The 20,706-nt window shown below is 51.4% G+C and carries 28 protein-coding genes; all 28 read right to left on the bottom strand.

What is annotated here, in order from left to right:
• Window positions 1-2 precede the first annotated feature (2 nt).
• The 28 genes from XI25_RS06985 to XI25_RS06870 all read right to left on the bottom strand — a co-directional run bounded on the left by XI25_RS06985 (window position 3) and on the right by XI25_RS06870 (window position 20,102).
• Window positions 3-209, bottom strand: a complete 207-nt coding sequence (locus tag XI25_RS06985; RefSeq protein ID WP_046677949.1) for a BhlA/UviB family holin-like peptide — start codon at window positions 207-209, stop codon at window positions 3-5.
• A gap of 18 nt (window positions 210-227) precedes the next feature.
• Entirely contained in the window at window positions 228-395 is a 168-nt protein-coding gene (locus XI25_RS33280; protein WP_160308886.1) for a hypothetical protein, read from the bottom strand.
• Complete coding sequence (locus tag XI25_RS06980) at window positions 395-859, bottom strand: hypothetical protein (protein ID WP_052759485.1); 465 nt, start codon at window positions 857-859, stop codon at window positions 395-397. Before XI25_RS06980 ends, XI25_RS33280 begins: the two co-directional genes overlap by 1 nt.
• 12 nt (window positions 860-871) lie before the next feature.
• The gene (locus tag XI25_RS06975) at window positions 872-1,852 is read right to left on the bottom strand and encodes a phage tail protein (protein WP_046677948.1); all 981 of its coding nucleotides are present in this window, start codon (window positions 1,850-1,852) and stop codon (window positions 872-874) included.
• Between the two features lie 60 nt (window positions 1,853-1,912).
• Window positions 1,913-2,485 (bottom strand): putative phage tail protein, encoded by a 573-nt coding sequence (locus tag XI25_RS06970; RefSeq protein ID WP_235439720.1) that lies wholly within the window; start codon window positions 2,483-2,485, stop codon window positions 1,913-1,915.
• Window positions 2,482-3,573 (bottom strand): baseplate J/gp47 family protein, encoded by a 1,092-nt coding sequence (locus XI25_RS06965; RefSeq protein WP_046677947.1) that lies wholly within the window; start codon window positions 3,571-3,573, stop codon window positions 2,482-2,484. Before XI25_RS06965 ends, XI25_RS06970 begins: the two co-directional genes overlap by 4 nt.
• Window positions 3,573-3,989, bottom strand: a complete 417-nt coding sequence (locus tag XI25_RS06960) for a DUF2634 domain-containing protein (RefSeq protein ID WP_046677946.1) — start codon at window positions 3,987-3,989, stop codon at window positions 3,573-3,575. Before XI25_RS06960 ends, XI25_RS06965 begins: the two co-directional genes overlap by 1 nt.
• Complete coding sequence (locus XI25_RS31940) at window positions 3,979-4,590, bottom strand: DUF2577 domain-containing protein (protein WP_200901396.1); 612 nt, start codon at window positions 4,588-4,590, stop codon at window positions 3,979-3,981. The genes XI25_RS06960 and XI25_RS31940 overlap by 11 nt, the downstream gene beginning before the upstream one ends.
• A gap of 73 nt (window positions 4,591-4,663) precedes the next feature.
• The gene (locus XI25_RS06950) at window positions 4,664-5,524 is read right to left on the bottom strand and encodes an XkdQ/YqbQ family protein (protein ID WP_200901395.1); all 861 of its coding nucleotides are present in this window, start codon (window positions 5,522-5,524) and stop codon (window positions 4,664-4,666) included.
• A gap of 243 nt (window positions 5,525-5,767) precedes the next feature.
• A complete protein-coding gene (locus XI25_RS34275) occupies window positions 5,768-6,208 on the bottom strand; it encodes a hypothetical protein (protein ID WP_052759483.1) in 441 nt (146 codons plus the stop codon).
• A 12-nt stretch (window positions 6,209-6,220) separates the two neighbouring features.
• Window positions 6,221-8,284, bottom strand: coding sequence for a phage tail tape measure protein (locus tag XI25_RS31100; RefSeq protein ID WP_052759482.1), 2,064 nt, complete (start codon window positions 8,282-8,284; stop codon window positions 6,221-6,223).
• Window positions 8,285-8,484: 200 nt separating this feature from the next.
• Window positions 8,485-8,868: a phage tail assembly chaperone gene (locus XI25_RS06935; protein ID WP_046677945.1), complete on the bottom strand. Its 384-nt coding sequence runs from the start codon at window positions 8,866-8,868 to the stop codon at window positions 8,485-8,487.
• A 65-nt stretch (window positions 8,869-8,933) separates the two neighbouring features.
• Window positions 8,934-9,383, bottom strand: a complete 450-nt coding sequence (locus XI25_RS06930) for a phage tail tube protein (RefSeq protein ID WP_046677944.1) — start codon at window positions 9,381-9,383, stop codon at window positions 8,934-8,936.
• 15 nt (window positions 9,384-9,398) lie between these two features.
• Complete coding sequence (locus XI25_RS06925) at window positions 9,399-10,442, bottom strand: phage tail sheath subtilisin-like domain-containing protein (RefSeq protein WP_046677943.1); 1,044 nt, start codon at window positions 10,440-10,442, stop codon at window positions 9,399-9,401.
• A gap of 52 nt (window positions 10,443-10,494) precedes the next feature.
• A complete protein-coding gene (locus XI25_RS06920) occupies window positions 10,495-10,917 on the bottom strand; it encodes a hypothetical protein (RefSeq protein ID WP_046677942.1) in 423 nt (140 codons plus the stop codon).
• Window positions 10,918-11,661: a hypothetical protein gene (locus tag XI25_RS34270; RefSeq protein ID WP_052759481.1), complete on the bottom strand. Its 744-nt coding sequence runs from the start codon at window positions 11,659-11,661 to the stop codon at window positions 10,918-10,920.
• The gene (locus XI25_RS06910; protein ID WP_046677972.1) at window positions 11,661-12,044 is read right to left on the bottom strand and encodes a hypothetical protein; all 384 of its coding nucleotides are present in this window, start codon (window positions 12,042-12,044) and stop codon (window positions 11,661-11,663) included. The genes XI25_RS34270 and XI25_RS06910 overlap by 1 nt, the downstream gene beginning before the upstream one ends.
• 23 nt (window positions 12,045-12,067) lie before the next feature.
• Window positions 12,068-12,310, bottom strand: a complete 243-nt coding sequence (locus XI25_RS06905) for a hypothetical protein (RefSeq protein ID WP_046677941.1) — start codon at window positions 12,308-12,310, stop codon at window positions 12,068-12,070.
• A gap of 19 nt (window positions 12,311-12,329) precedes the next feature.
• The gene (locus tag XI25_RS36745; protein WP_442950362.1) at window positions 12,330-12,398 is read right to left on the bottom strand and encodes a hypothetical protein; all 69 of its coding nucleotides are present in this window, start codon (window positions 12,396-12,398) and stop codon (window positions 12,330-12,332) included.
• The gene (locus XI25_RS06900; protein ID WP_327204738.1) at window positions 12,388-13,422 is read right to left on the bottom strand and encodes an SU10 major capsid protein; all 1,035 of its coding nucleotides are present in this window, start codon (window positions 13,420-13,422) and stop codon (window positions 12,388-12,390) included. Before XI25_RS06900 ends, XI25_RS36745 begins: the two co-directional genes overlap by 11 nt.
• Window positions 13,423-13,487: 65 nt before the next feature.
• Window positions 13,488-13,742: a hypothetical protein gene (locus XI25_RS31090; protein ID WP_052759480.1), complete on the bottom strand. Its 255-nt coding sequence runs from the start codon at window positions 13,740-13,742 to the stop codon at window positions 13,488-13,490.
• Entirely contained in the window at window positions 13,720-14,181 is a 462-nt protein-coding gene (locus tag XI25_RS06895; protein ID WP_052759479.1) for a hypothetical protein, read from the bottom strand. Before XI25_RS06895 ends, XI25_RS31090 begins: the two co-directional genes overlap by 23 nt.
• A gap of 89 nt (window positions 14,182-14,270) precedes the next feature.
• Complete coding sequence (locus XI25_RS06890) at window positions 14,271-15,074, bottom strand: phage minor capsid protein (RefSeq protein ID WP_046677940.1); 804 nt, start codon at window positions 15,072-15,074, stop codon at window positions 14,271-14,273.
• Complete coding sequence (locus tag XI25_RS34265) at window positions 15,071-15,964, bottom strand: phage portal protein (protein ID WP_235439719.1); 894 nt, start codon at window positions 15,962-15,964, stop codon at window positions 15,071-15,073. Before XI25_RS34265 ends, XI25_RS06890 begins: the two co-directional genes overlap by 4 nt.
• Complete coding sequence (locus tag XI25_RS34260) at window positions 15,891-16,634, bottom strand: phage portal protein (RefSeq protein ID WP_235439718.1); 744 nt, start codon at window positions 16,632-16,634, stop codon at window positions 15,891-15,893. Before XI25_RS34260 ends, XI25_RS34265 begins: the two co-directional genes overlap by 74 nt.
• A 102-nt stretch (window positions 16,635-16,736) precedes the next feature.
• Window positions 16,737-18,446: a phage terminase large subunit gene (gene terL, locus XI25_RS06880; RefSeq protein WP_327204737.1), complete on the bottom strand. Its 1,710-nt coding sequence runs from the start codon at window positions 18,444-18,446 to the stop codon at window positions 16,737-16,739.
• Between the two features lie 766 nt (window positions 18,447-19,212).
• The gene (locus XI25_RS06875) at window positions 19,213-19,605 is read right to left on the bottom strand and encodes a phBC6A51 family helix-turn-helix protein (RefSeq protein WP_046677939.1); all 393 of its coding nucleotides are present in this window, start codon (window positions 19,603-19,605) and stop codon (window positions 19,213-19,215) included.
• Between the two features lie 128 nt (window positions 19,606-19,733).
• Window positions 19,734-20,102, bottom strand: coding sequence for a sigma factor-like helix-turn-helix DNA-binding protein (locus XI25_RS06870; protein ID WP_046677938.1), 369 nt, complete (start codon window positions 20,100-20,102; stop codon window positions 19,734-19,736).
• Window positions 20,103-20,706: the final 604 nt, after the last annotated feature.

The raw sequence follows: 20,706 nt of genomic DNA, 5'->3' as shown, positions 1-20,706 counted from the left end.
CCTCATTCCTTTCCGCCGGGAAACCGGTCTTTAATATCGCGAAGTTCCGTTATAATTACGTCATATTTATCGCTAAATTTATCGAGAAGGTCCTGTAGCCGCCCCTCGCGTTCCTTATTCGTCTTCATGACGTAAATAAGGAGCCAAACGAATCCGACTGCGAATGGCCCCTGCGTTATGAAGTATTTAACTAGATCCATTTCCGCCATATAGCGGCCTCCCTTGCGTTAAATCTGAACGGCGTCTCCGCTCTCGTTGATTTCGTAGCCTTTTTCATGTAACGCTAGTCTAACAGGCTCTTTGTCCTTTTCGGGAACACTCGCAAATGTCCGCATAGCGTCGATGATAACGTTAGCGTAAACGCGGTGAATAAATTTAACCTCGATCGTTGCCATTACGCTCCAACTCCTCCCGCAAGCATTTCGTATAATTCAAGTGTTGCGCTGTTAGCTTCCGCAATCTTAGCGTCCTGTGCCGCTTGGCTTTCATGTAATTCGATGGCGGCCGCCTGCGCTTCGGATAGTTGCGCCTTTAATTGCGCAACTTGTTCCGAAAGCGGTTGAAGTGTTGGTGGCGGTACTTCGGGGTTATTAGGGTCTCGATAAGTAAACAATAGCTTTTTGGTCTTAGGGTCTACTTGAAAAGAAGAGGCCTCCATAAAATCTTCCATGTACTGACCATATTCCAACTGGAGGACGCCATAGGTTGACCTGTCCCTATCACGTAAGAGTGGGTAATTTTTAATCGTATCCTCAACGGTTCGAACAGGGAAATGTTCAGGATATTCCTGGGCGGGTGTATGCATCAGGACGCGCCCGGTGTCGACCTCGTAGAAGATCATCATACCGATTTTTATCACGGTCCCATCCTCCTAATTAAGTGCAATAATTTCATAGTGATTCCCTACCCTTACGCCGTTATCGTATCCGACCCCATATACAAGAGCATTACCGGGTAGGGTGGTGTTTTTTGGACCATAGACAGCATAACCAGTCACGGGCTCCCAACGCAGGGTATTAGGATTTAGCCAAATGTAAGGGCTCGCTGTATGATCACTCGGCACCATACTTGCCCACATAGGTAAACCGTCGGGGTACCCCTCACGATCTCGCCATATCCGTATCAGGCCAGGATTGAATCCTTCAGGGATTGGTATTATGAGAGCACCGATATTCAGATCAGCCATACCGTAGCCTTTAATGAATGGTCTACCCTCGACTAACGTTCCGATCAAACCCGCAACATTAACCCCGGACCGCAAGTTATTCGCAGTAAGCCCTGGAACTGCGGCCGTTACCCAAGATGCACCGTCATAGTAGCCGTGCGGTGGGCGAATAAAGAAGCGATCACCCGGCCAGACAGTCGGTTCAAGCCCTGGCATATGATTGTTCTCGGCACTTCGGTTAGGCATCTGGCCCGTGAATGGCCCGTTCGCATTCGATGCCGTCTTCCCGGCCAGTACATCCGCCGCCGTCGCGTTCCCGGTCGCACGGATCACCGCCGAAATCTTCGGAATCAGTTGCGCCCATGATTCGCTAGTGGATGCCGGTACCCCAATAGAGTTGAGCGCGGCAACCACATTCGCTTTCTGCTCAACTCCAAGCTGCTTTCCCGCAAGAGCTTCATCGTACGCCGTCTTTACCGCATTTGCCGTCGCCGCCTCGGATACCGACGTACTCGTCACGGTATCGTTAAGCTTGACGATACCCTTTTGCGTTGTCGACGCATCGGGCGGCTGAGTCACGCCTAATTGGTCGGCCGGTACCTTTCCATTCGCGTCAAGCATAGCCAAGCCGTTCGCCACGCCAACCTTTGCGTCAATTGCTTGCGCTAAAGCATTCTCGTCACGCACACGTCCGCGACCATCGAATCGTCAATTAGCGGCAGCCCTAGTTTTGCTGTATTCGCCATACTACGCTATCCCCCGATTCTTTAAATCTTTATACGTTATTCCGAGCGCCTTCAATTCGCCGTACGTCAATCCGCTCGCCTTTAGTTCGCCGTACGTATAAAAACGGAATACGTACTCGATCGCAAGGTGCGCCGGCGTAATATCGCGAACAGCCGCCCGCAACTCCGCCATTTGTTCCGGAACCCCGAGCGTACTCACAAACGTAATCACGATCGTATATTCCGCCGCTTTATTCGTGACCGCAACCTCTCCGTTCGAGTACGCGGACGCAACGTTTTCGATTAATTCCGCCGTTACCGTGCCGACACCGCGCAGCTTTGAGAGTAAGACCTCGCGCCGCTGTTCGTACGTTTTGCCCGGCTCGGCCGTAATTCCAAATATACGCTCCCACCGCGCTAGTCCCCACGTTGCCGTCTCGATAAAAAACTGCGCCAGTACGTCGTCAATGCTGGCGTTAAGTCGCGCCATCTCTTCCGCCTCGCGGTCGAGTATATTCGTAGCGACCGGCATTTCTTCGTAATAGAGAGGCACGGAGTCCCGCATATCACGCGCTATTTCTTCGGCTGTTCTCACGTAACGGTCACCGTCCCTAGTACCGCAACCTCACCGTCCGCAATCGCGACATTCGAAAAGCTGCCGTTAACCGTCAAATTTTCGTAGTCAATAACAGGCGGAATATCGAGGATTACGTTAGCGATCCGTGTAGCACGGACGAGTGGGTCCGAGAAGGCGAGTGAACGCAGGTATTCGCGTACGCCCGTCTCTACCTGCGCCTTGACTTCTTCCGTCGTAGCCCCCGGCGCGAGTGTCACTTTAACCGCAACGTTGATCGGGACCTCTATCGCGCCCGCCACCGTTGCGATTGCGCCAACAGGTGCGACCCCCTGCCCGGTTCCATCTTGCGTTGGATCAATATACGCCTGAACCGCGTCAACAATAACGGAGTCTGGCGCGGTCTTCTCGTCGTCCAGAAGAACGATTTTAACCGTTCCCGGCCCGTTCCATATCGGATATACCTTTGCGTCACTAACGCCGGGAACCTCTAACGCCCATTGGCGGTAATGATTCGCATTGCCTGACGTTGCCGGCCGCCTTGCTCGTTCGAAGTATCGCGCCAACAAGGACGCATCCGACTCCGCATCGACTCCACCCTCGAAATATGACGCGTTGGTTAATGTAAGAATGCCGGCCAAGTCGCCGATAACCGTTGATATCGCGCCCGCCCCGACATTACCGTTTGAGCCACCTGACTGCGCTTCGGCCGCAGCTATTACGGAGCCTTCCGCGCCTGTTCCGGCGATAGTAACCTCCGCCTTGGTTACGAAATAGACCGGGCTCTCCCCGCCAGTACTAACGACCATTCCTGCGGGAATTACCGTTCCGACCGGTCCGCTAAATGTCACGGAACCGACCGCCTTTACCGCAGGCTTGCGGGTTAACCCGTATTCACGCGCAAGCATATCGAGATAGAGACCGTAAGTCGTGTCCGCAAAGCCGGCGTTAAGTACGTTGTCGAGTTCGATATAGGCACGCTCAAACTCGATTGCAGCCGGCGCCGTTAAGTCGTAAGTTACCGAGCCCTGCCGTTTGTCAATATCCGGAGGTGACGCGCCTAGCATCCGTTCGTGGACCGCTGCTTGCGTTTGATCTTCGTACGCCATTAAATCGTCACCTCCATCGGGATAATTTCGTCGTTTATCTCAACGTAAAAAGACACGTAAAGGCGGTCGCCCTCACGCGTCAATTCGAAATCATATACGTCATCAATCCGGTCATCATAAATTAAAGCTTCTTCGATAACCCGTGGTATTTCCGTTTCCAGTAAATCAAGTGTCGCGCTCGATCCGATCAAGTCATCGAGTTCGCAGCCGTAATCGTCGTCGTAAATAACGAACCGGAATCGCGCTGTCTTAATCGCTTTAACGATGAACTGTTTGATCGAATCCAGACCGTCAACATACCCGCCGAGGACGCCGTTATCAAAGTCAAGCGCGTACGTTTTAAGCGGTTGTTCTTCCGCTAGGTCGTTAATTACTTCCGTCTCAATATCGACGGGCTCCAAAGGACTAAGCGCCATTTTCCGCGCCTCCCATCCGATCGAGAATCACGTAACCTTGGCCACTATTGTATGACGCAACGACAACGCGGTCGCCTTTCGCCAGGGCCGCGCCAAACTTAACGTCCGCATCTGTTATAGTAAAATCCGTTATCTTATGTGTGTGGCCCGGGTCGCCGGCCTGCGTCGTCGTAAGCGATATTTTACCGCCACTTATCGTTGCTTTACGAGTGTGTTCCGTTAAGTGTTCGCAAACTACGAAATCGTCTTCGTCAAGTTCGAGCGGCATGTTATTGATCTTAATGCGGAGGGGCGACGCTGATGTTACCGTTGCAAATTCGATATCGACGTCGCGATTATAGCCGACCGCCTTGACGACCGCTTTAAACTGGCTAAACCCATTTCCTTCGATTAGCTCCGGTTTCATACTACGCGCCTCCTTCCGTTCTTTTGCGTATGGTTTCGATAAACATATCCGTAGCACTTTGTTGTTTTTTTCTTTTTGCCTTTTCCTTGTTTTTTCTTCTTCTTTTTCTTTCTTCTTCGCGGCTTCTTTTTTCTCCGGACTTTCCTCATACTCCAATTTCGGCAGATCATCCGTTTTTGAAATCGTAACTTCCATTCGGTGCGCACCGCCCTGGAACGTGTGAGTGTCCGCGTTAACATAAAAACCGCCGACCAAATCCGTCATCGATTCAAAACGCGTAGACGGCTGTCCCTGCGACGACTTCCGTATTGCCAAGCGCCTCGACCGATACCTCTTCGGATACTTTCGAGAGTTCCTTTAAGCGCTGTTTCGCAAGCTGCTCAATGGCTGATTGCGTCTTATCGCTATCTGCCTGCTCAACATGCTGCATAAGCCCGTACTTCTGAATCGCCGCGCCATTCTTTGCCGTCGCAGTCAGCGGCTTTTTATCGTCCCCGCCGATAACCTTCACGGCCGTTCGCATATCGTCAATTGACCGCGATCGGTTTGCGTTAATAATATTGACGCCATCTTCAAGTATCCACCGCACGAGAGCGTCCTTTTTCTCACGTAGATAAAGCTTGCCTTCGCGCGAATAGACGGTAAACTTACGGCCGTTTTGCTTGCGCGTTTGGGTGAGCGCGGTCACGACCATGTCCCATAACGTCATGTTGCGCAGGATTAGCTTTGGAATGACGTAACCGGTCGACGCAATATCGCCGGCCGCAATGTCAAACGCCTTACATATTTCTTTGACGATAGCGCCCGCTGTCATTCCGACGAATTTGCGTGTATCAGCGTTTTTAGTGAGGTACACATTCTCGTCATAGGCGATTACGGTTGCGTCGCCGCGATCATTGATCGTATAGTCGAAAATGATTCCGCGAAACAGGCCGACATTGTCTGCGTAGAAGCGAACCTCTTTGCCAACGTCAATATCGATCGCCTGCTCTTCACCATCGACCGTATTAGACAGTGTCAGTTTCAACGTGCGATGTGGCTGCGCAACCTCTCCGGACCATACCGCTACCTTAACCAACGGCTCAATATAGTACTTTCCGTCGTAAAGAACGCGAATTTCTGTTGCCATTACGGAATCACCAACTTTATGCCGGGCTTTAGCACATTAGGGTTCGGCCCGACCACCTTCTTGTTGGCGTTATAAATCTTGCGCCAGTTATTGCCGTCACCGTATACCTTCGCGCTAATCTTAAATAGTGAGTCGCCGGACTTGACCGAGTAGGATGACGGAACTTCACGCGTATTCGGACGTTGAGCAGCCGCCTGCAATTTCGGTAACGTAGCGCCACCACTTCCGGACTTTTTACCCCCGTCACCCTTCTTTTCGATTTTTTAAGAACGTGTACTCTTTGAGATCAAGCGTATAGTAAATGTCACCGGGCTCGCCGCCCCGTTCTTCATACTCAAAATTGCGGATCGTAACGGCGATGTTAATCGGTGTGTTCGTGACGATGTAACGGACCGGCTTGCCTGACCGTTGCCACCGCTCTATTGTTTTCACGTATTCCCACGGGTCTTTGAGTTTGGAATACTGGCAGAAGGAGGCGTTGTAATCGCGGGGGAACAGTGAGGACAGCGAAAACTCTTTCTGCCGTCCGTTGCCTATAATAGTGTACTCGCCTAGTTTGGCGACTTCGATATCCTCGAAACCGTTCGAGGATACGACGGAGATTGAGTCCGGATTTACCGGTAACCACATTTCTTCCGTGCGGTTGTTAAACTTAAGCCAAAACTGCGGCTTCTCTCGTACCATAGATTCGCCTCCTTACTGCGCCATTTCGTACGCTAATTGTTTCGCAATCTTTTCGATATCGGCTTCTTCACGTACGTAGAAATTATTACCGCTAATAACGACCGGCCGAGCGGACCCGCCACCATTAGCGCCCGGCTCACCGCGATAACGCTTTGCCTCTTCGCGCGTCAATACTTCCTCTCCCTTATGGAGGCGCGCGACCATTCCGTTGTATGGCACGTTATTAATTCCGCCATTAAAGCCGAATGCGCCTTTTACATCGTCCCATAACGTATTCTTTGGTGCCGGGGCTTGCATGGTAGCCTCGCCGCCGAACATCGGAACATTGGGTCCGTTCTTGGTGTTGTGTTCTGACATCGCCGTGTTAAAGTCCACTAGGCGTTGGGATTGCTCGTCCCTTGCGCCAGGTACGAGTGACTTTACTGAATCAGGCAATCGGAACGAGGCGACGATACCCTTAACGATGCCTTCCCCGATAGCAACGCCGAGCTTAATGGCAGCGTCGACCACTGGTCCTGAGTTACCGAGAACGGTTGCGATTACGTCTGTGACATTCTTTGCGATCATCTCAAATTTTGCTTTCCCGCCAGCATCATACCAAGCTTTAAAGTCATTCATAAGCGTGTTAAAAATGAACTTTATTTTAGCTGGGATATCGGGTAGCTTTTGAAACTCCGGATTATCGATAAAGTGCGTTTTAACGTAGTTTTTAGCGCCGTCAACCATCTTCTGTACTCCCGCAACAATCTGCGGTGTATACTTTTCCACAAAATCAGCCGCAGCATTAGCGAGGTCCTTAACAATAGGCAATAGCGGCATCATGCCCGCAATTTGCAACGTCTCAATGGCGCCACTAAACTGTTCTACCGCTCCGGCTGCGTTGTCCATCTTCTTACGCGCCACATCGAGCGCCGTAACTTTCGACATCTCCTCGCGAAACTCTGCTACGCCCTCCGCGCCTTCTTTAAAGAGGATCGTCGCAGCCCGTACCGCGTCCGTTCCGAACATCAGCTTGAGCGCGTGCTGACGCTCCTGATTCGTCAGTTTCGATAAGGATTTGCGCAGCGTTCCGGCGATTTCGTCGAGTGACTTAATATTGCCGGCCGCATCGAAGAACTTGTTAGAACCGTCGGCCGTAACGAGTCCGAGAGCCCGGAATAGTCCGATTTGTTCTTTCGTGACTGGCTGCAATGTTTGGAGCATCGTTTTCAGCGATGTACCTGCGTCCGATCCCTTAAGTCCGCGATTCGCAAACAAGCCGAGCGCGACGTTGGTATCCTTGAAGTTCATGCCGAGGCCAGCCGCAACTGCCGACGTCATCGAAAGGGAATAGCGCAATTCCTCAACGCTCGTCGCGGACGCGTTCGCAGTACCCGCGAGAATGTTCGCAGCCTGGGCCGCCGTCATTCCGTCTTCCTTAAACGCATTAAGCGCGGTCGACATGATTTCCGCAGCCGAAGCGAGGTCCAGTTCGCCAGCTGTCGCGAGGTTAAGCGCAGCCTCAAGACCACCCGCCTGTACCGTGGCCGGCGTTAATCCCGCCTTAAGCAATTCTTCGATACCTTGCGCAGCTTCTAGCGCGTTATATTTCGTATTGGCGCCCATCTGTAGTGCAAGCGCCTGCATTTTCGCCATCTCTGCGTTAGTCGCGCCAGTTAGCGCCGCAATCGTCGACATTTGCGCCTCAAAGTCCATCGCCTTACCCAGCGATTTACCTCCGACATATGCCGCCGTTCCGAGCGCAGCGATGCCGCCAAATAAGGCGCCTTTACCGAGGCCAGCGCCTAAATTCCGGAATACATTTTTCGCCTTGCTGCCGAGTGAGTTCATTGCGCGATAGGCGCCTTTACTGGCGCGCTCAACTCCGTTAAGTTCGCGCGACACTTTTCCGGCTCCGGCTGATACGGCGGACTGTGCGCGACTAAGTTGTGCGTTTGCATTCGAGTACATGGTGGTCGCACGTTTGGCCTGTTCGGTCGCTCTGCTGAGTTGTTCCTGACTCTTACGGACTCGGTCTATTGTTCTTGAAGCGCCGTCATCTTTAAGCTTAATACGCCCAATGAGGTCAAAAGACAATTAACGTCGACCTCCTTTCTGCGCACGATTACGTTGCCTTTCGCCTTGTTTCCGTACTTCCGCCTCTTCCTCAAGCACAAGTAAGTCGGAAGCGTACATAAATATCTGGTGGCGCCTTTCTTTCGCGTAAACTTCGTCAGGCGGGATGTGGTGTCGCTGATAGATCACGTGAAGCAAATACGGAACACCGCCCGCCTTGATTAGTTTTTTGCGTCTTCGATCAGTTCGTCCTCGTTACCGAAGCCGGACAAGTCCAGAACTGCTTGTAGCACCTTCGCCATTTCCCCAGGCAACAGCGCCTTCGATACGCAGTCAACCTCGTCAGTCGCGCCATAATGATCTTTAAGCGCCTTGTCGTTAAAGTTCGGATCGACGCAACCTTTTGCGACAACCATTCCGTTAAAAATATCGTTATCCGTTTGCTTGGCGCCCTTGCCATCGATAACCGTCGCCCGTTCGTTAATCTTGCGTAGTTCCTCGTTACTCAGCGCTTTAACCGTAAAGTGCGTATTCAAGCGCTTGATATAAATTTCTTTCGTCAATTCGAGCGTTGCGCCGAGTAGTGCTTCCAAACCTTTAGCCATGCGTTATCCCTCCGAATTAAATAAGAGCCGGGCGCAATTGTCCGGCTCTCGTATATTTGCGTTAATTAGTTCGGTCTAATTCCGTCAAGTACGTCGTATCCACTAAACACAAACGTATATTCCTGCTCCACGATCGATCCTACCTCGAAATTAATTACCGGAATATTGTCGAATGTGACGTTTTTCAAGCGCACGCGATAGGCCCCGAAGGATTCGGGGTCGTCTAGTTTTACAACAAGCTCCGTAACAAACGGCGAACTGGTGTCATCCGTGACCTGCTTCATCTTTTCGACCCATACGGACGTTACCATATAGCCGCCGATGCTGCCCGAGCCTTTTAGAGTCGTGGTCTTATTGCCTAGCCAACGTGTGCCGGCCGTTCGGATTTCCTCCATGCCGATTTCTATATTTGCCTCGACCGAAGTGACGTTCGACAGCCATTCGCCGTCCTCGTCATAGAGAAATCCGTAGTTGCCGCTAATTACGCGTTTTGCGTCCATTGCTCCTTGTGTCATCTATTTCACCGCCTCTTAAATGTTAACTGTCAAGAAGATGCGCTCGATGCTATCGGTTTCCGTGTAGCTGATTACCAGGAACACGGAATCGCCCACGCTCGGCCGCGATGGGTCCAGCGCAACAACCGGCGAACTCAAAACGCCCTCGTTTTCCAACGTCTCAAGGTACGCCGTTATCGCAACAATAAGCGTCGCCTGACCATCCGCGTTGTTGTTGAGCTTGCCGATATAATGGTCGGTCGCCGTCCGCGAGATATCGGTCGCAATCGCCTGCCTGGCGCGAACACTGCGGATTTTTTGACCGGACGTGGTGACGCCGCTCATAATCTTGACCTTGGCGCCGTCGTGAACGAGAATTAATGATCCGGCCTTGATTGCTGCGCTAATTTGCGCACGGGTCATGCGCTTGTTAACGTCCTCCAACGGCATTGGATCGAACGTGACTGACTCGTTAATCGGCGTGCCTGCGATGTCGCCCGCGATAAATGGCGCGTACTCCGCGGACGTGAACACCTTGCTGCCGACAGAGCCACCGACGGTTAAGTTGACGATATTGTCGTCTTTATTGAGCGTAGTCCGGGCGTCACCTGCCGCTGGGTCTGCGTCGGTTGTTGCGTCACCACCAATAACCACGATAAAGTGCTTACCTTCGTCACGATTACGCTTAACCCACGTCTTGGTCGCTGCCTGTTGATCAACGTTATACTCGCCGTCAAACACAAACACGTTAAACTCTCGCGAATCAAATGCGTCGCGCATGTCCACATAGTCTTGTTCTGCGGGAGTTGCCGGCATTGTGTAGACGAGGACTTCTTTTGCACCGCCTTGGAGCGCAAGTAAGATCGATTCTATATTCGTGATTCCGAACAGGTCCGTAGCTTCTTTTTCCGTCTCAACCGTGTAGAACGTCTTGGCTGTCGCGGTGGACGCGTACGTCAGCAACGGAATAGCGACGACGCCGCGTGCGCCTCCGTTGATTTGGGCGGCCGCTGCTCGTTTGAAGTTGATATAAATGCCGGGAATGTCTGGTAGCGCGGTAGGGTCCCAACTTCCTGCCATGTGAAAACCTCCTTTGGGTAATAAAAAGAGCGCCCCCATTTCGGGACGCCCGTTACATTCGTCGTATATTAACGTGATTAATTTTTGGATATTCCGGCTGAATCCGCGCCTCACGTACGCTAGTGTCCAGCACGCCGATAATCACGAATAGGCCGTTTTCCGTCTTGGCCGGTGGAGATATCGAAAAAGCATTAATGCGAATAGGACCGATTAACTCCGTTTGATACACCGCCGTACTGAGCTTATCCATATTCGCCAGCACCGTATCCGGCCGCTTATCGACATGAACGATTTGGTACGCGCGGTCAACCCGATAGTGGTAGCGCGTCTCTGTCTCCCGATCCTCGTCAATCATGCGGACATAATACGAATTAGGCGGAGGTTGCGCCGGTACGTCTTGTTTGCCGGTAGTCGCGGTCGGGAATAGCGCCTTGATATACGCTTCAATCGCAACAATGTCGTTTATTACGCTCAATTACGCCAGTCCCTTCCGCTTGATTTCCGCCTCGATTGCGTCCTCAATTAACCGCTTGTATTTGGTTTCGTTTTTCCTTAGTGGATACTCAAGGAATTTCTTCACCGTTCCGGGATGTCTAAGCTTGCCCCCGCCTGCGTCATTCTCGTGAATGTAATAGGCATAGTTAAACCGTCCTGACCTCGTTACCTCGATTGCGTTCGCACTAATTTCACCGACGATCTCGCCGTCCTTTATTTTTAAAGGCTCCTGCTGTATGTGCCGGCGAAGTGTTCCCTTATCGAGGGGCGCAACGTCTCGAGATTCGGCCTGCCAGTGGTCGAGTGCGTCATGCATTCCGGTTTTAGCACCTTGGATGATGGCGTCTTCTGCTTCTTCAAGGCGGCCAATAAACTTCGCGATATCGAAGTCTAGTGATATCCCCATTAAACGAACACCTCCGTAAGAATCGCCTTTCCGTTTAAAAAAACGTTTAGGCTGTATGGCGATCGGTTTCCGCTTGACCTGGACACCTAATTCATTCGTGTACAAAATTGTGTCGTCGTGTGAAACATCCGCCAACTTATCGAGGTAAATCGTCATACTTGAAACAGCTTCCTCCCCGTAGACGTTCTTTACAACGCGCGTTTCTTCGGATACTCTCGCCTTAAGAATTACGCTCTCTCCTGGGATAAGGATGCCCCAGCCGTCACGGTATTCCGGCTTCGTGACCGTGATTGTCTGTTTTAAAGGAATCAGCGCCATTACATCGTCACCCACTTCGCCACTTTTCGCCCGAGTTTCACGCCATTCGCCGCGCCGATAATATCCAGCGCTGACTCCGGAATCCACGCCTCTACGCCCGACTTCGCCCAGTCCTTGAACGTAAAGTTAGCGACCCCAGTTACGCCGAATGCCGCAATTCCTTGCTGTTGCAGCCTATTCGTATCGTTAAACGCAATCGCTAGTTCGTTAGCAAACTCGTATACCGCCGCGTCAGGTATCGCATATGTCGGATATTTGTTCGTGAGTGTACGCTCGGCGACGTTTAATATTCGTTGTTTTTTCGCTGCGTCACACTCTACCCAGTCCTCAATATCGATACAATTCGCGTTAATGTATTCGTCCGCTAACGTTATGCTTGCCATTATCGCCACTTGCTCCACCTCCGTTATTTACCGGAGGTTTTGCGCCGGGTTGGCGGCTTATCCTCCGTTTTCGTTTCGGTTCCTTCTGGCGACTCAACCTTCGGAGATGCCGTCTTCGGTTGGTCAATTCGTTTTGCATCCGCCATAGTATCAAGTACCGCGATTACCTCTACGTCATCGGTCGATAAGGTTCCGCTCGAAAAGGCGTGCCTCTCACCGTCGACGTAAAAGGAGAGTTCGCGGTACTTCGATTGAAATACCGCCATTTACTCGTCCTCCTTCCGATTACTTCGCGCCTTTGATGCGGGCGTGTGCGGCCTCTTGCAAAAATTCCAGCGTATATTCACCGACAATTTGTCCTTGGAAATAGTCGCCTTTTTTTGCCGAGGTATTCGTGGCCGAAATCACGACCTTGAAGAGGACGAAGGAAGGCGCGGTTCTTGTCCAAGATGACAATTTCATCTGCGCTCAAATTATCATTAATGGAAACCGGAATCTCACCGAAATCTGTGATCAAACGGTTAACGACTGTACCGCGCTTATCGTCACCGTTATTAATGCGCACCAGGTTGTCACTAAATTTACCAACAACGCGCTTCTGTTTAGCTGGTACGATGATTTCGTAATTTCCACCCGTTGTAAATCCGCCGGCAGTGTAAATAGACTGAAGCGAGTCGTTAAGTACGTCCATTGTTAGATCCTTACCAGCAAGATCAGTAACATTTGTTTGAATCATGCTGCGGATTCCGCCCATTTGGCGGACAACTCCATTCTCATAACGGACACCACCGATATACGCCTTTTCAAGTTGAAGCGCCAGTTCCAGCAGTTTTTTCGCTTTTTCATATTCATATAAATCGTCGATCCCGTAATTGGCTACCGCCGCCGCCGTACCGGAAATATCAACGGTTTCGTCGAAAATCTGCGTAAGGTTGGACTTTCTTACGCGCGGCTTGTAACGTCCGGATCTAGCGTCGGCTCCTTCGGAACCGGCAACATATTGAACTTCAATCACGGCGTTTGCTGTAATATCCGCCGCAGTCGTACCGGCATACCCACGCATTACCGCGAGCTTTTTGCTTACGGGATCAACGCCAGTTACGAGGATAAGCTCTTCGCCTACCTTAACGACTTGGTCAGCTCGGAAAGGCTCAACGTCGGCAACTGATAGGGTAGTTACACCGGCAGCGGCCGCCTCCGTAATTTTGGACTCGTTACCAAACATAGAATCTTCAAACCAAACATGCTCGACCTGTGTTACTGGATTACTGAATCCAAGCATAGAAATGAGGGGCGTCTGATAAGCGTTCAGAAGCAGAAGTTGATCTGTTACTGACTCGCGTTTACCAATAAGTTCGCCAGACAAAATTTTAGACATCTAAAAACCTCCGTAATGTGTTTTTGTGTAAAACAAAAGACGCCCGATAATCGGTACGTCTTCGCTTACATTCCAAGTTCTCGTTTTAACTTCGCGTATGCCGCTTGATCTTCAAGCCGACCACTCTTACGCGCCTTTTCTGCCGCATCCGCAAGCAGCTGTTCCTTCGATTTGTCCGTCGGGTCCGCGCCTCCACTCGCACCGCCGATCTGCTTGGGTTGCGTTTTCTCGGTCAGGTATGGGTGTGTCTCGACAAGCGCCTTAACTGCCTCCTCAACGCCTTGTGCATTTCCGTCTTCATCGACGGTAACACCACTCAAGTCCGCCAATTTCAGCGCAGCGCTCAGCCGATCGGCCGGAATGTTGCCCTCGCGTGCCAACGTTTTTAAATTCCGCATTGATTAGGCGTTGGTTAGCGGCGGTTAGCACCCTATCGCGATCGGCCTTCGCATCTTCCGCGGCTTGAAGTGCGGCAGCTTTCTCCGCCTTCAAGCGCTCCGTTTCCGACAACTTCGCTTTCTCACGTTCTGCTTCCGCCTCTTCAAGCGCGGTCAGCTTCGCTTTGATATCATCGTAATCCTCACGGCCCTTTCGATCTCGCGCGAGTCTCTTCGCTACAATTTCGTCGAGTTCCGCCTGAGTAAAAGTCCTTTCTGGTTCCGGATTAGGTTCCGGATTAGTAGGCGTCGGATTTGGGTTCTCCTCCGCAAAAAGTTGCAGATTCAACGGATATCTAAAGCGAATAGTTTCTTTACTCATCGATACTTCCTCCCGTTTAAGGTCCGTCGACCATATCTTTTGAACCGTAGAGTTTAACGTCATTCCACGTCTGGACAAAACAAAAACACCTAGATGGCGTTAACAGGATCGCGCACTGGTGTTATTACATGGCGACAGCGTGGATGGAAGATTTGCCTACGTGGTAAGTCTCCAATATACGGGTAATCTCCGGGGGCGTCCGGAGTCAGCTTTATTATCCGCCCCTCCCATAGTCGGCAATCATCGGCCGCGCCGTGCCTCGATATCCGGCCGTACATTGCTCCGCGTCCAATCGCTTCGTTCATCGTTGCCTCGCGGTTTGTCTCCGCCAGTTTCGTCCGCGTCACCATTTCAACGTAGACTTCCGGCTTCCATCGGTGGCCGGCTGCGTCGATAATACCGCTATTAACGGAGTCACCGAGCTTTTTCCGCAGTCCGTCGAGAATATCGCGGCTTATAGTTCGCCGGCCGTTAACGCCTTTCGCGAGATTGGCACGCATGGATTCCGCTGTTACTTGTCGGACGGCCGAACGAACACGCCTTTCAACGTTTTTCGTGACCGCCAGTAAGTCTGCCTGCGTGTCCGCCACCGTCGCTGCAACCATTTCGCGATTAATCCGGCTAAACTTCTCGATCTTCTCCGCGTCTTCTACGTCGAGAGATACGAGCGCTGATAATACGCCCTCACGAGCAGCTTTCGGCACGTTTTCGGCAACCCATGCGGCCGATTCTTCGTTAAGGCTCGCAAGTATTTTCGTTACTTCAACGAGGGCCGCTGCTGACTTAGCGCGCGATATGTTCGAGATGTCAATGCGGTCAAGTTCCGCGTATATCGCTTTGACCGCGTCTTTATAAGCACGGACTAACTTTTCGATTTCGCGATCATGGTTCACGCGACTTCACCGCCTGGGCTGCGGTTAAAAATAGTTCCATCAACGACCCCGTTTGCACGAGTCTCGTCTGCGTCAATACGTTTGATACGTTCCTCCGCTGCGGCGTCGTCCACGCCGTCTAGTTCCTTGATTGCGTCGAGTACGGAAGATGTCGGCTTGCCGCCGGTCCGAATGCTCGCCACTTCTGCGGCTTCTTTCGGGTCTTGCGGTATGCCGTCGCGCCAGTTAATCCGCGGATATACTGGTTCATAGGGCTCGAATCCATCTACGTCCTTATTGGCGTAGTTTTCGAGTTGCATTGCGGTCCATATTGCGTCACGAAGAGCGCGGTCAACATGCGTGCGAATTCGGTTAACCTTCGCCAATATCGGCATGAAGCGCGCTTTGATAGCTCCCCCGTCCGTGTGAGATGTGCCGGTTCCACCTTTATCGTTGGCGAGAGTTGTTCCGAATAACCACTGTGGTGTTTCGGACATTTGGTAAACGAGGCCAAGTAGGATGTCCAATTCTTTAAACGCACCCTCAAGCTGGGAATCCCACGTCATATATCCCGGCGTTACGTCGTCCTTTTCCATGGGGATATACTTACCGCCGAAACGCGCTGTGGCCTCGCCGTCTCCGTCAATGTCCGGCCCGTACGCCGTCGGATCGCTATGTTTCCAAAGGATATAGTCAATCTGCGCAAGCCGTTCGTTAATCGCGCTCAATACGCTTTCCAACTTTTCAACGCCGTTAATGCCTTCCCATCGGTCATCTACGCTTTTGTACGGGATATGGTGGACGAGCAAACGGTCGGTTCCGGTAGGTACGATATCCTCATCGCGTCCGGTAGCGACTTTTTTCGCCAATCGTATACGTATCAACAGGGACGCCCCATTCGGTATCGACACCGCGATCCTCCAGTTTGTAGCGTTCATAGACGATGTAACCGGGAATGTGGCGTTCGACATTTAGGTACGGCACCACTGATACAGGGTTACCGGTCAGCCAGCGTATAACCTTTCCGCCCGGTTCAACAATCCAATCAATCCATGCGATATTGATCGCTTTAAACTTTTTCCGCGAGCCTTTCGATAGTTCCGGGAAAACAATATTCGCCGGTACCGCCTCGATAATCGGCTCAAGCGGAGCATCCGGCGCATCCAGACCGAGCGCTTCCGTTTCGCTGACATCGGCGCGCGCAGCATAATACGTCTTGATAAACGAGTCGCCACGGTAGCCGCCGCCGATAACGAGTTCATGCGTCATTTGCGTCAAGTCGTTTTCCTCGACGATCGAGTCCAACCGTTCCTGTTCACGTGAATCAGATCCTTTTCCGGATTCGAACGTTGGCGGCTCGCCGGTCAGCAGGTCCGCCGGCTTCGTAAGCAAAATGTCCATCAGGTTAACTGCGATAAATAGCGTCTTGAGCTGCGCGGCGTGCGGCGTATCTTTGAGCAGCGATGACGCGCGGTCGTAGATTTCCGGATGGCGGCCGTCAAATATGATGCGTCCGCGTTTGTATCGAGCAAGCCGCGGAATGTGCGCCGGGGGCGGATAAATAGCCCCAGGTTGAAACAACTTTTTAGACGTTTCCCAACCCGTACTAACAACACCACTAGGTTCCGTCAGTTCCTCAGATAGCAGTTTTCTCGTCAAGTATGCATCCTCCTTTCATGATGGCTATGCCCATGCGGGCTTTTTGCGCAATTTCTTTCGACTGGTTCTTGCAATGCTAACCGCCATTTCGAGCGCATCCGGCAAGTCATCGTGAGACCCGGATGGGTACATTTCGAATTGTTCAAGCAATAACGCGTGTTTACTCGAAAACTGAATCTCACCGCTCTCGATATCCGGCAGCATGGCCTCGATCCGCAAGTCTTTGCGCGACCGCTGGTGTATTTCCTTAACGCGAGTCTGCGCCGGGTAGCCCGAAGCCCGGAGCGCATCTTTCAGTTGCATAACAAAGAATTCCTGCGCCGCCTGCGCCTCGGCTGCGATCGCGTTCGGCTGATAACGGAGTGCCTTTTCGACGATTACACGCAAAAAAGCGTCCGGCTTAATTCGCTCACCGAACGCGTCAATTACGTATTTTGTTCCGCTCTCTTTGTGGCGTGCGATTACAACGATTGCGGAATAGTCGCCGCGTGTTTTCCCCATCGCAAAGTCAACGCCCATGTAGATGTCGAACATTTCGGTCGGTAGTGGATACTGCGTCAGCAATTCACGCAAAAGGCCCGAGTTCCAGTACGTAAAGGTTTCCGGATTAAAGATCATCGACTCCTCGTCAACCGGATTATTCATATACTCCGTATTAAACGCTTTGGAACCGTTGTCCCATTTCCACGTCATCAGCTTCCATATCGGCTGCGCTTCCGGCCACAATACGACGGCGCCGCGGTCCATTTCCTCGCGGTTGGCTTCGTAAAGGGCGATCGCGTCATTAACACGTTCCTCTTTCGGCCGGTCCGGGTCTTTGTAAACCAGTCGGCACGCTTCCCACAAGTCCATCCGCTCGGGCCATTCGATAATCGCGCGGTAGACTCGCGACTTGAAGTCCGACCGGTTATACAGGACGTCAACAAGAAGAGCCTCATGATGAACCGTCGTTCCCATATAGATAAACGCCGTTTTCTTTCCGCGCGGATCGCCGAGTGGTACGACCGTCTGCGAGAACCAGTCCTTTAGCTTCTTGCGCAGTTCAGGCGTGGCCGCGTTCGACTTGATGTCTTCGAGGTCGTCGCAGATGATAAGGTCCGGCCGTACGCCGTTCCAGTTCCGCCCCCGAAGTGCCTGGCCGGTCGATGCCGCCTCTACCTTCGTTAGCAGCTTCTTCGTGCCGTCTTCGCGCGGTTCCCAGGCGATGAACTCCGAACTGTTATCCTTTACATTCTCCTGTTGTTTCGGCGACAATAACGGGCCGAAGTCAGCGCGCAGTTTCGCGTTGCTCTTAAGTTGCATTGCAATCCAATCGAGGTTAGCGCTAGACACCGCTGGCGTCTCCGATATGATGATTTCGTATTTGCGTTTTCGGTAGCAAATTTCGCGGATCGGAAAGGCCTTAGAAAGATACGTCGACTTGGCGTGAGAGCGCGGCGCTGCTTCCGCCACTTTATCGTTCGTGTGCACGTTTGACACATTGTCCATGAGTGCGCATATTTCCTTGTGAAACTCCGGCGCTTCTTCGTAACACGTAATATCAAAACCGTCCCAATTTCCGTCATTGCCGGGGTTCCGCGATTCCGAAAAGTACTCAAGCGCAAATTCGATTAGGTTCGTTTCGCAGCGGTGTATTCGCGTCAAACGTTCATACTCCGCAAGTTGTGCGTCAATCTCAGCGGTATCGTCCGGCGAGAGAGCGCTGATATCTACGCCTTCAAGTACGTCCAACAACGTCGCTATTTCGTTGATTTTCTCTTCGCGTTCATGTCGCGTTAGCCATTTTCCGTTAACCCAGGCGATAAGTGTGCGCCCTCCTTTCCGTGATTTTACCGAGAAATTAGCGTCTAACTGCGCCAGACGACCGTTTATATTCCGGAAGCACAAAAAACGCCTAAATCAACGGTCAGATTTGGCGTTAGGTATGCGCTTGCGTTTCCGGTTCGAAAAGTCAAAAGTTATTTTTGATACGCGGATTGTAGATACGCCTGAAAACGCCCCCTCGTGATACCCCCTTGGGGGTCTCGCTTCACCGCGTTAAAGCCACGGGGTGATTACGAAATTTCACCGTCTTAGTACCAATCCGTAACCATTACGCTATGCACCGATTATGCACGGACATATGTACAAAATCCTGATTTTGGACATTACCCCTATCCGCAAACCCGCGCCACTACTACGTTTATTCCGAGTGCATAAAACGGCCGTATTCATCGCATATACATTCCCAGCACAGAACACGAATAAACCGCGCCACTACGCTATTCTCCGTTTCTAGCGCTGGTAATTTATACACGTATTTCCCACGCCTGCCCTACCGTTTATGCACCGCCTATACAACGTACATTCGTTCGTATAAGTCGCGATGTAACGCTGTGTTCCGTTAAAGGATTGGAAAATTTCGGGGGGCGGTGCGCGCCGGAAGCCGCTCGTTGATAAAACGGCTCACAAGTCGGAGTTAGTCGCCCTCACCACGCAAATCCCTACCTATATAATGCGCCTATTCCGTATCCCCCGACTTCTGCGCCTTAAACGCCTCAAGTCGCTGCCTCAACGCATCAATGTCAGTGCCTCCGCTATCCTTCGTCTCAACCTCGACCTTCTCCGTAAGCAGACCGTTAATCTGTAGCGCAAGCTTCGCCATGGCCGCGTTACCGTCCCGTATAGCAATGTCCGCCAGTGACTCGATAAGCTCCGGTAGTTTATCCTGGCTATTACGTATCATCTGGCGCTTTAACTCCGCCTCAAATGCGGGATTCTTCTTCCATTCGAATATAGTCGCTCGATGTACGCCAATCTTCTCCGCAAGTTGATCGTAGGTAAGTCCGCCTTTCTTCGGTAAAGCCATATACGCGATAGCATCGTATTGTTCTTGCGTCAGTGATCTCGCCATCTTCGACCCTCCTTATAAAAATAGCGCCTTTCACCCGTTCAGGTACAACGGATCAAAGGCGCTTATATTACATTTCTTTTACTGTAATTCATTGCGGGATCGGTTACTCGTAATCGTTTATGTCAACATTACGCGGCTACCACTTCTCCGTATTCCCATTGCGCAAACACCGCTGCAATCTTTTCCGTTGCTGCCTCGATGTGTTCGTCCACTGACTTTTGCGTTATCCCCATAATCTCCGACACTCTCGCTTGCGTTAAGTCAGCGCCATAAATCAACATGATTGTCTCCGCCTGACGTTCGGTTAGATCGGCGATAGTTATGGCGGAATCTAAGTCCAGCAGAATGTCAGATGCGGACACGTCCCCGTAAAATCTACGTTCAGCAATGTGGTGTCTGTCCTTTAGTAACGCTCTAACGCCAGCGCTGCTATGAAGTGCGTATTTAGCCTCATACTCTCGCGCCTGCTTTTCCAAATCCGTTTTAACTACGCCCATACTATCGCGCCTCCCTGATATATTGGTATAATCTGCGCAAAATATAGAGCGATGGTTAGCGATCCATATTAGCGCAAGGTTACGGGATAGACGAAAAATACGCCCTATAGCGTTATAGAACGTCCTTACTCGCCTACATGAAATAACTACTTGAATAATCATCATGAAGTACCTACTCAGCCAAAGGCTTCGTACTCACATCCTTGCGGATGCTCGTTATCGCGAGTGAAATATTTAATTAATCTTATTTGGTCCGCGAGGTTCAATGAGCGAAGCGAATTTAACCGACGCGGTAATCTTTTGTTTCTCTTTTACGTATTTCTCTCTTAATTCTTTCTATCTTTACCGTGTGTCCAGAACATACTAACCATAGTGTGTCCTGCGCATACTACCGGTAGTGTGCCCTGCACATACTACGCGACCTTTTCTCCTCTTCTCCGTGGCTTGTACACGGCAAAGTCAGGTTTTACAATAACGCCGTCCTCATCGACTATATATCCATCATTAGTTATCCGCGGGCAGTACGACGGAAAGTACCACTTGAATCGGCGTGTCCCTTCGTAATGGTTCGCTGTTCGAATTATCCCGTTGGTATCGAGAATAT

It is taken from the genome of Paenibacillus sp. DMB20 (assembly GCF_000987955.1).
Lineage (GTDB): Bacteria > Bacillota > Bacilli > Paenibacillales > Paenibacillaceae > Paenibacillus_AQ.
The sequence above is the reverse complement of the archived record's forward strand: the minus strand, read 5'-3'. Positions and strand labels throughout refer to the sequence as shown.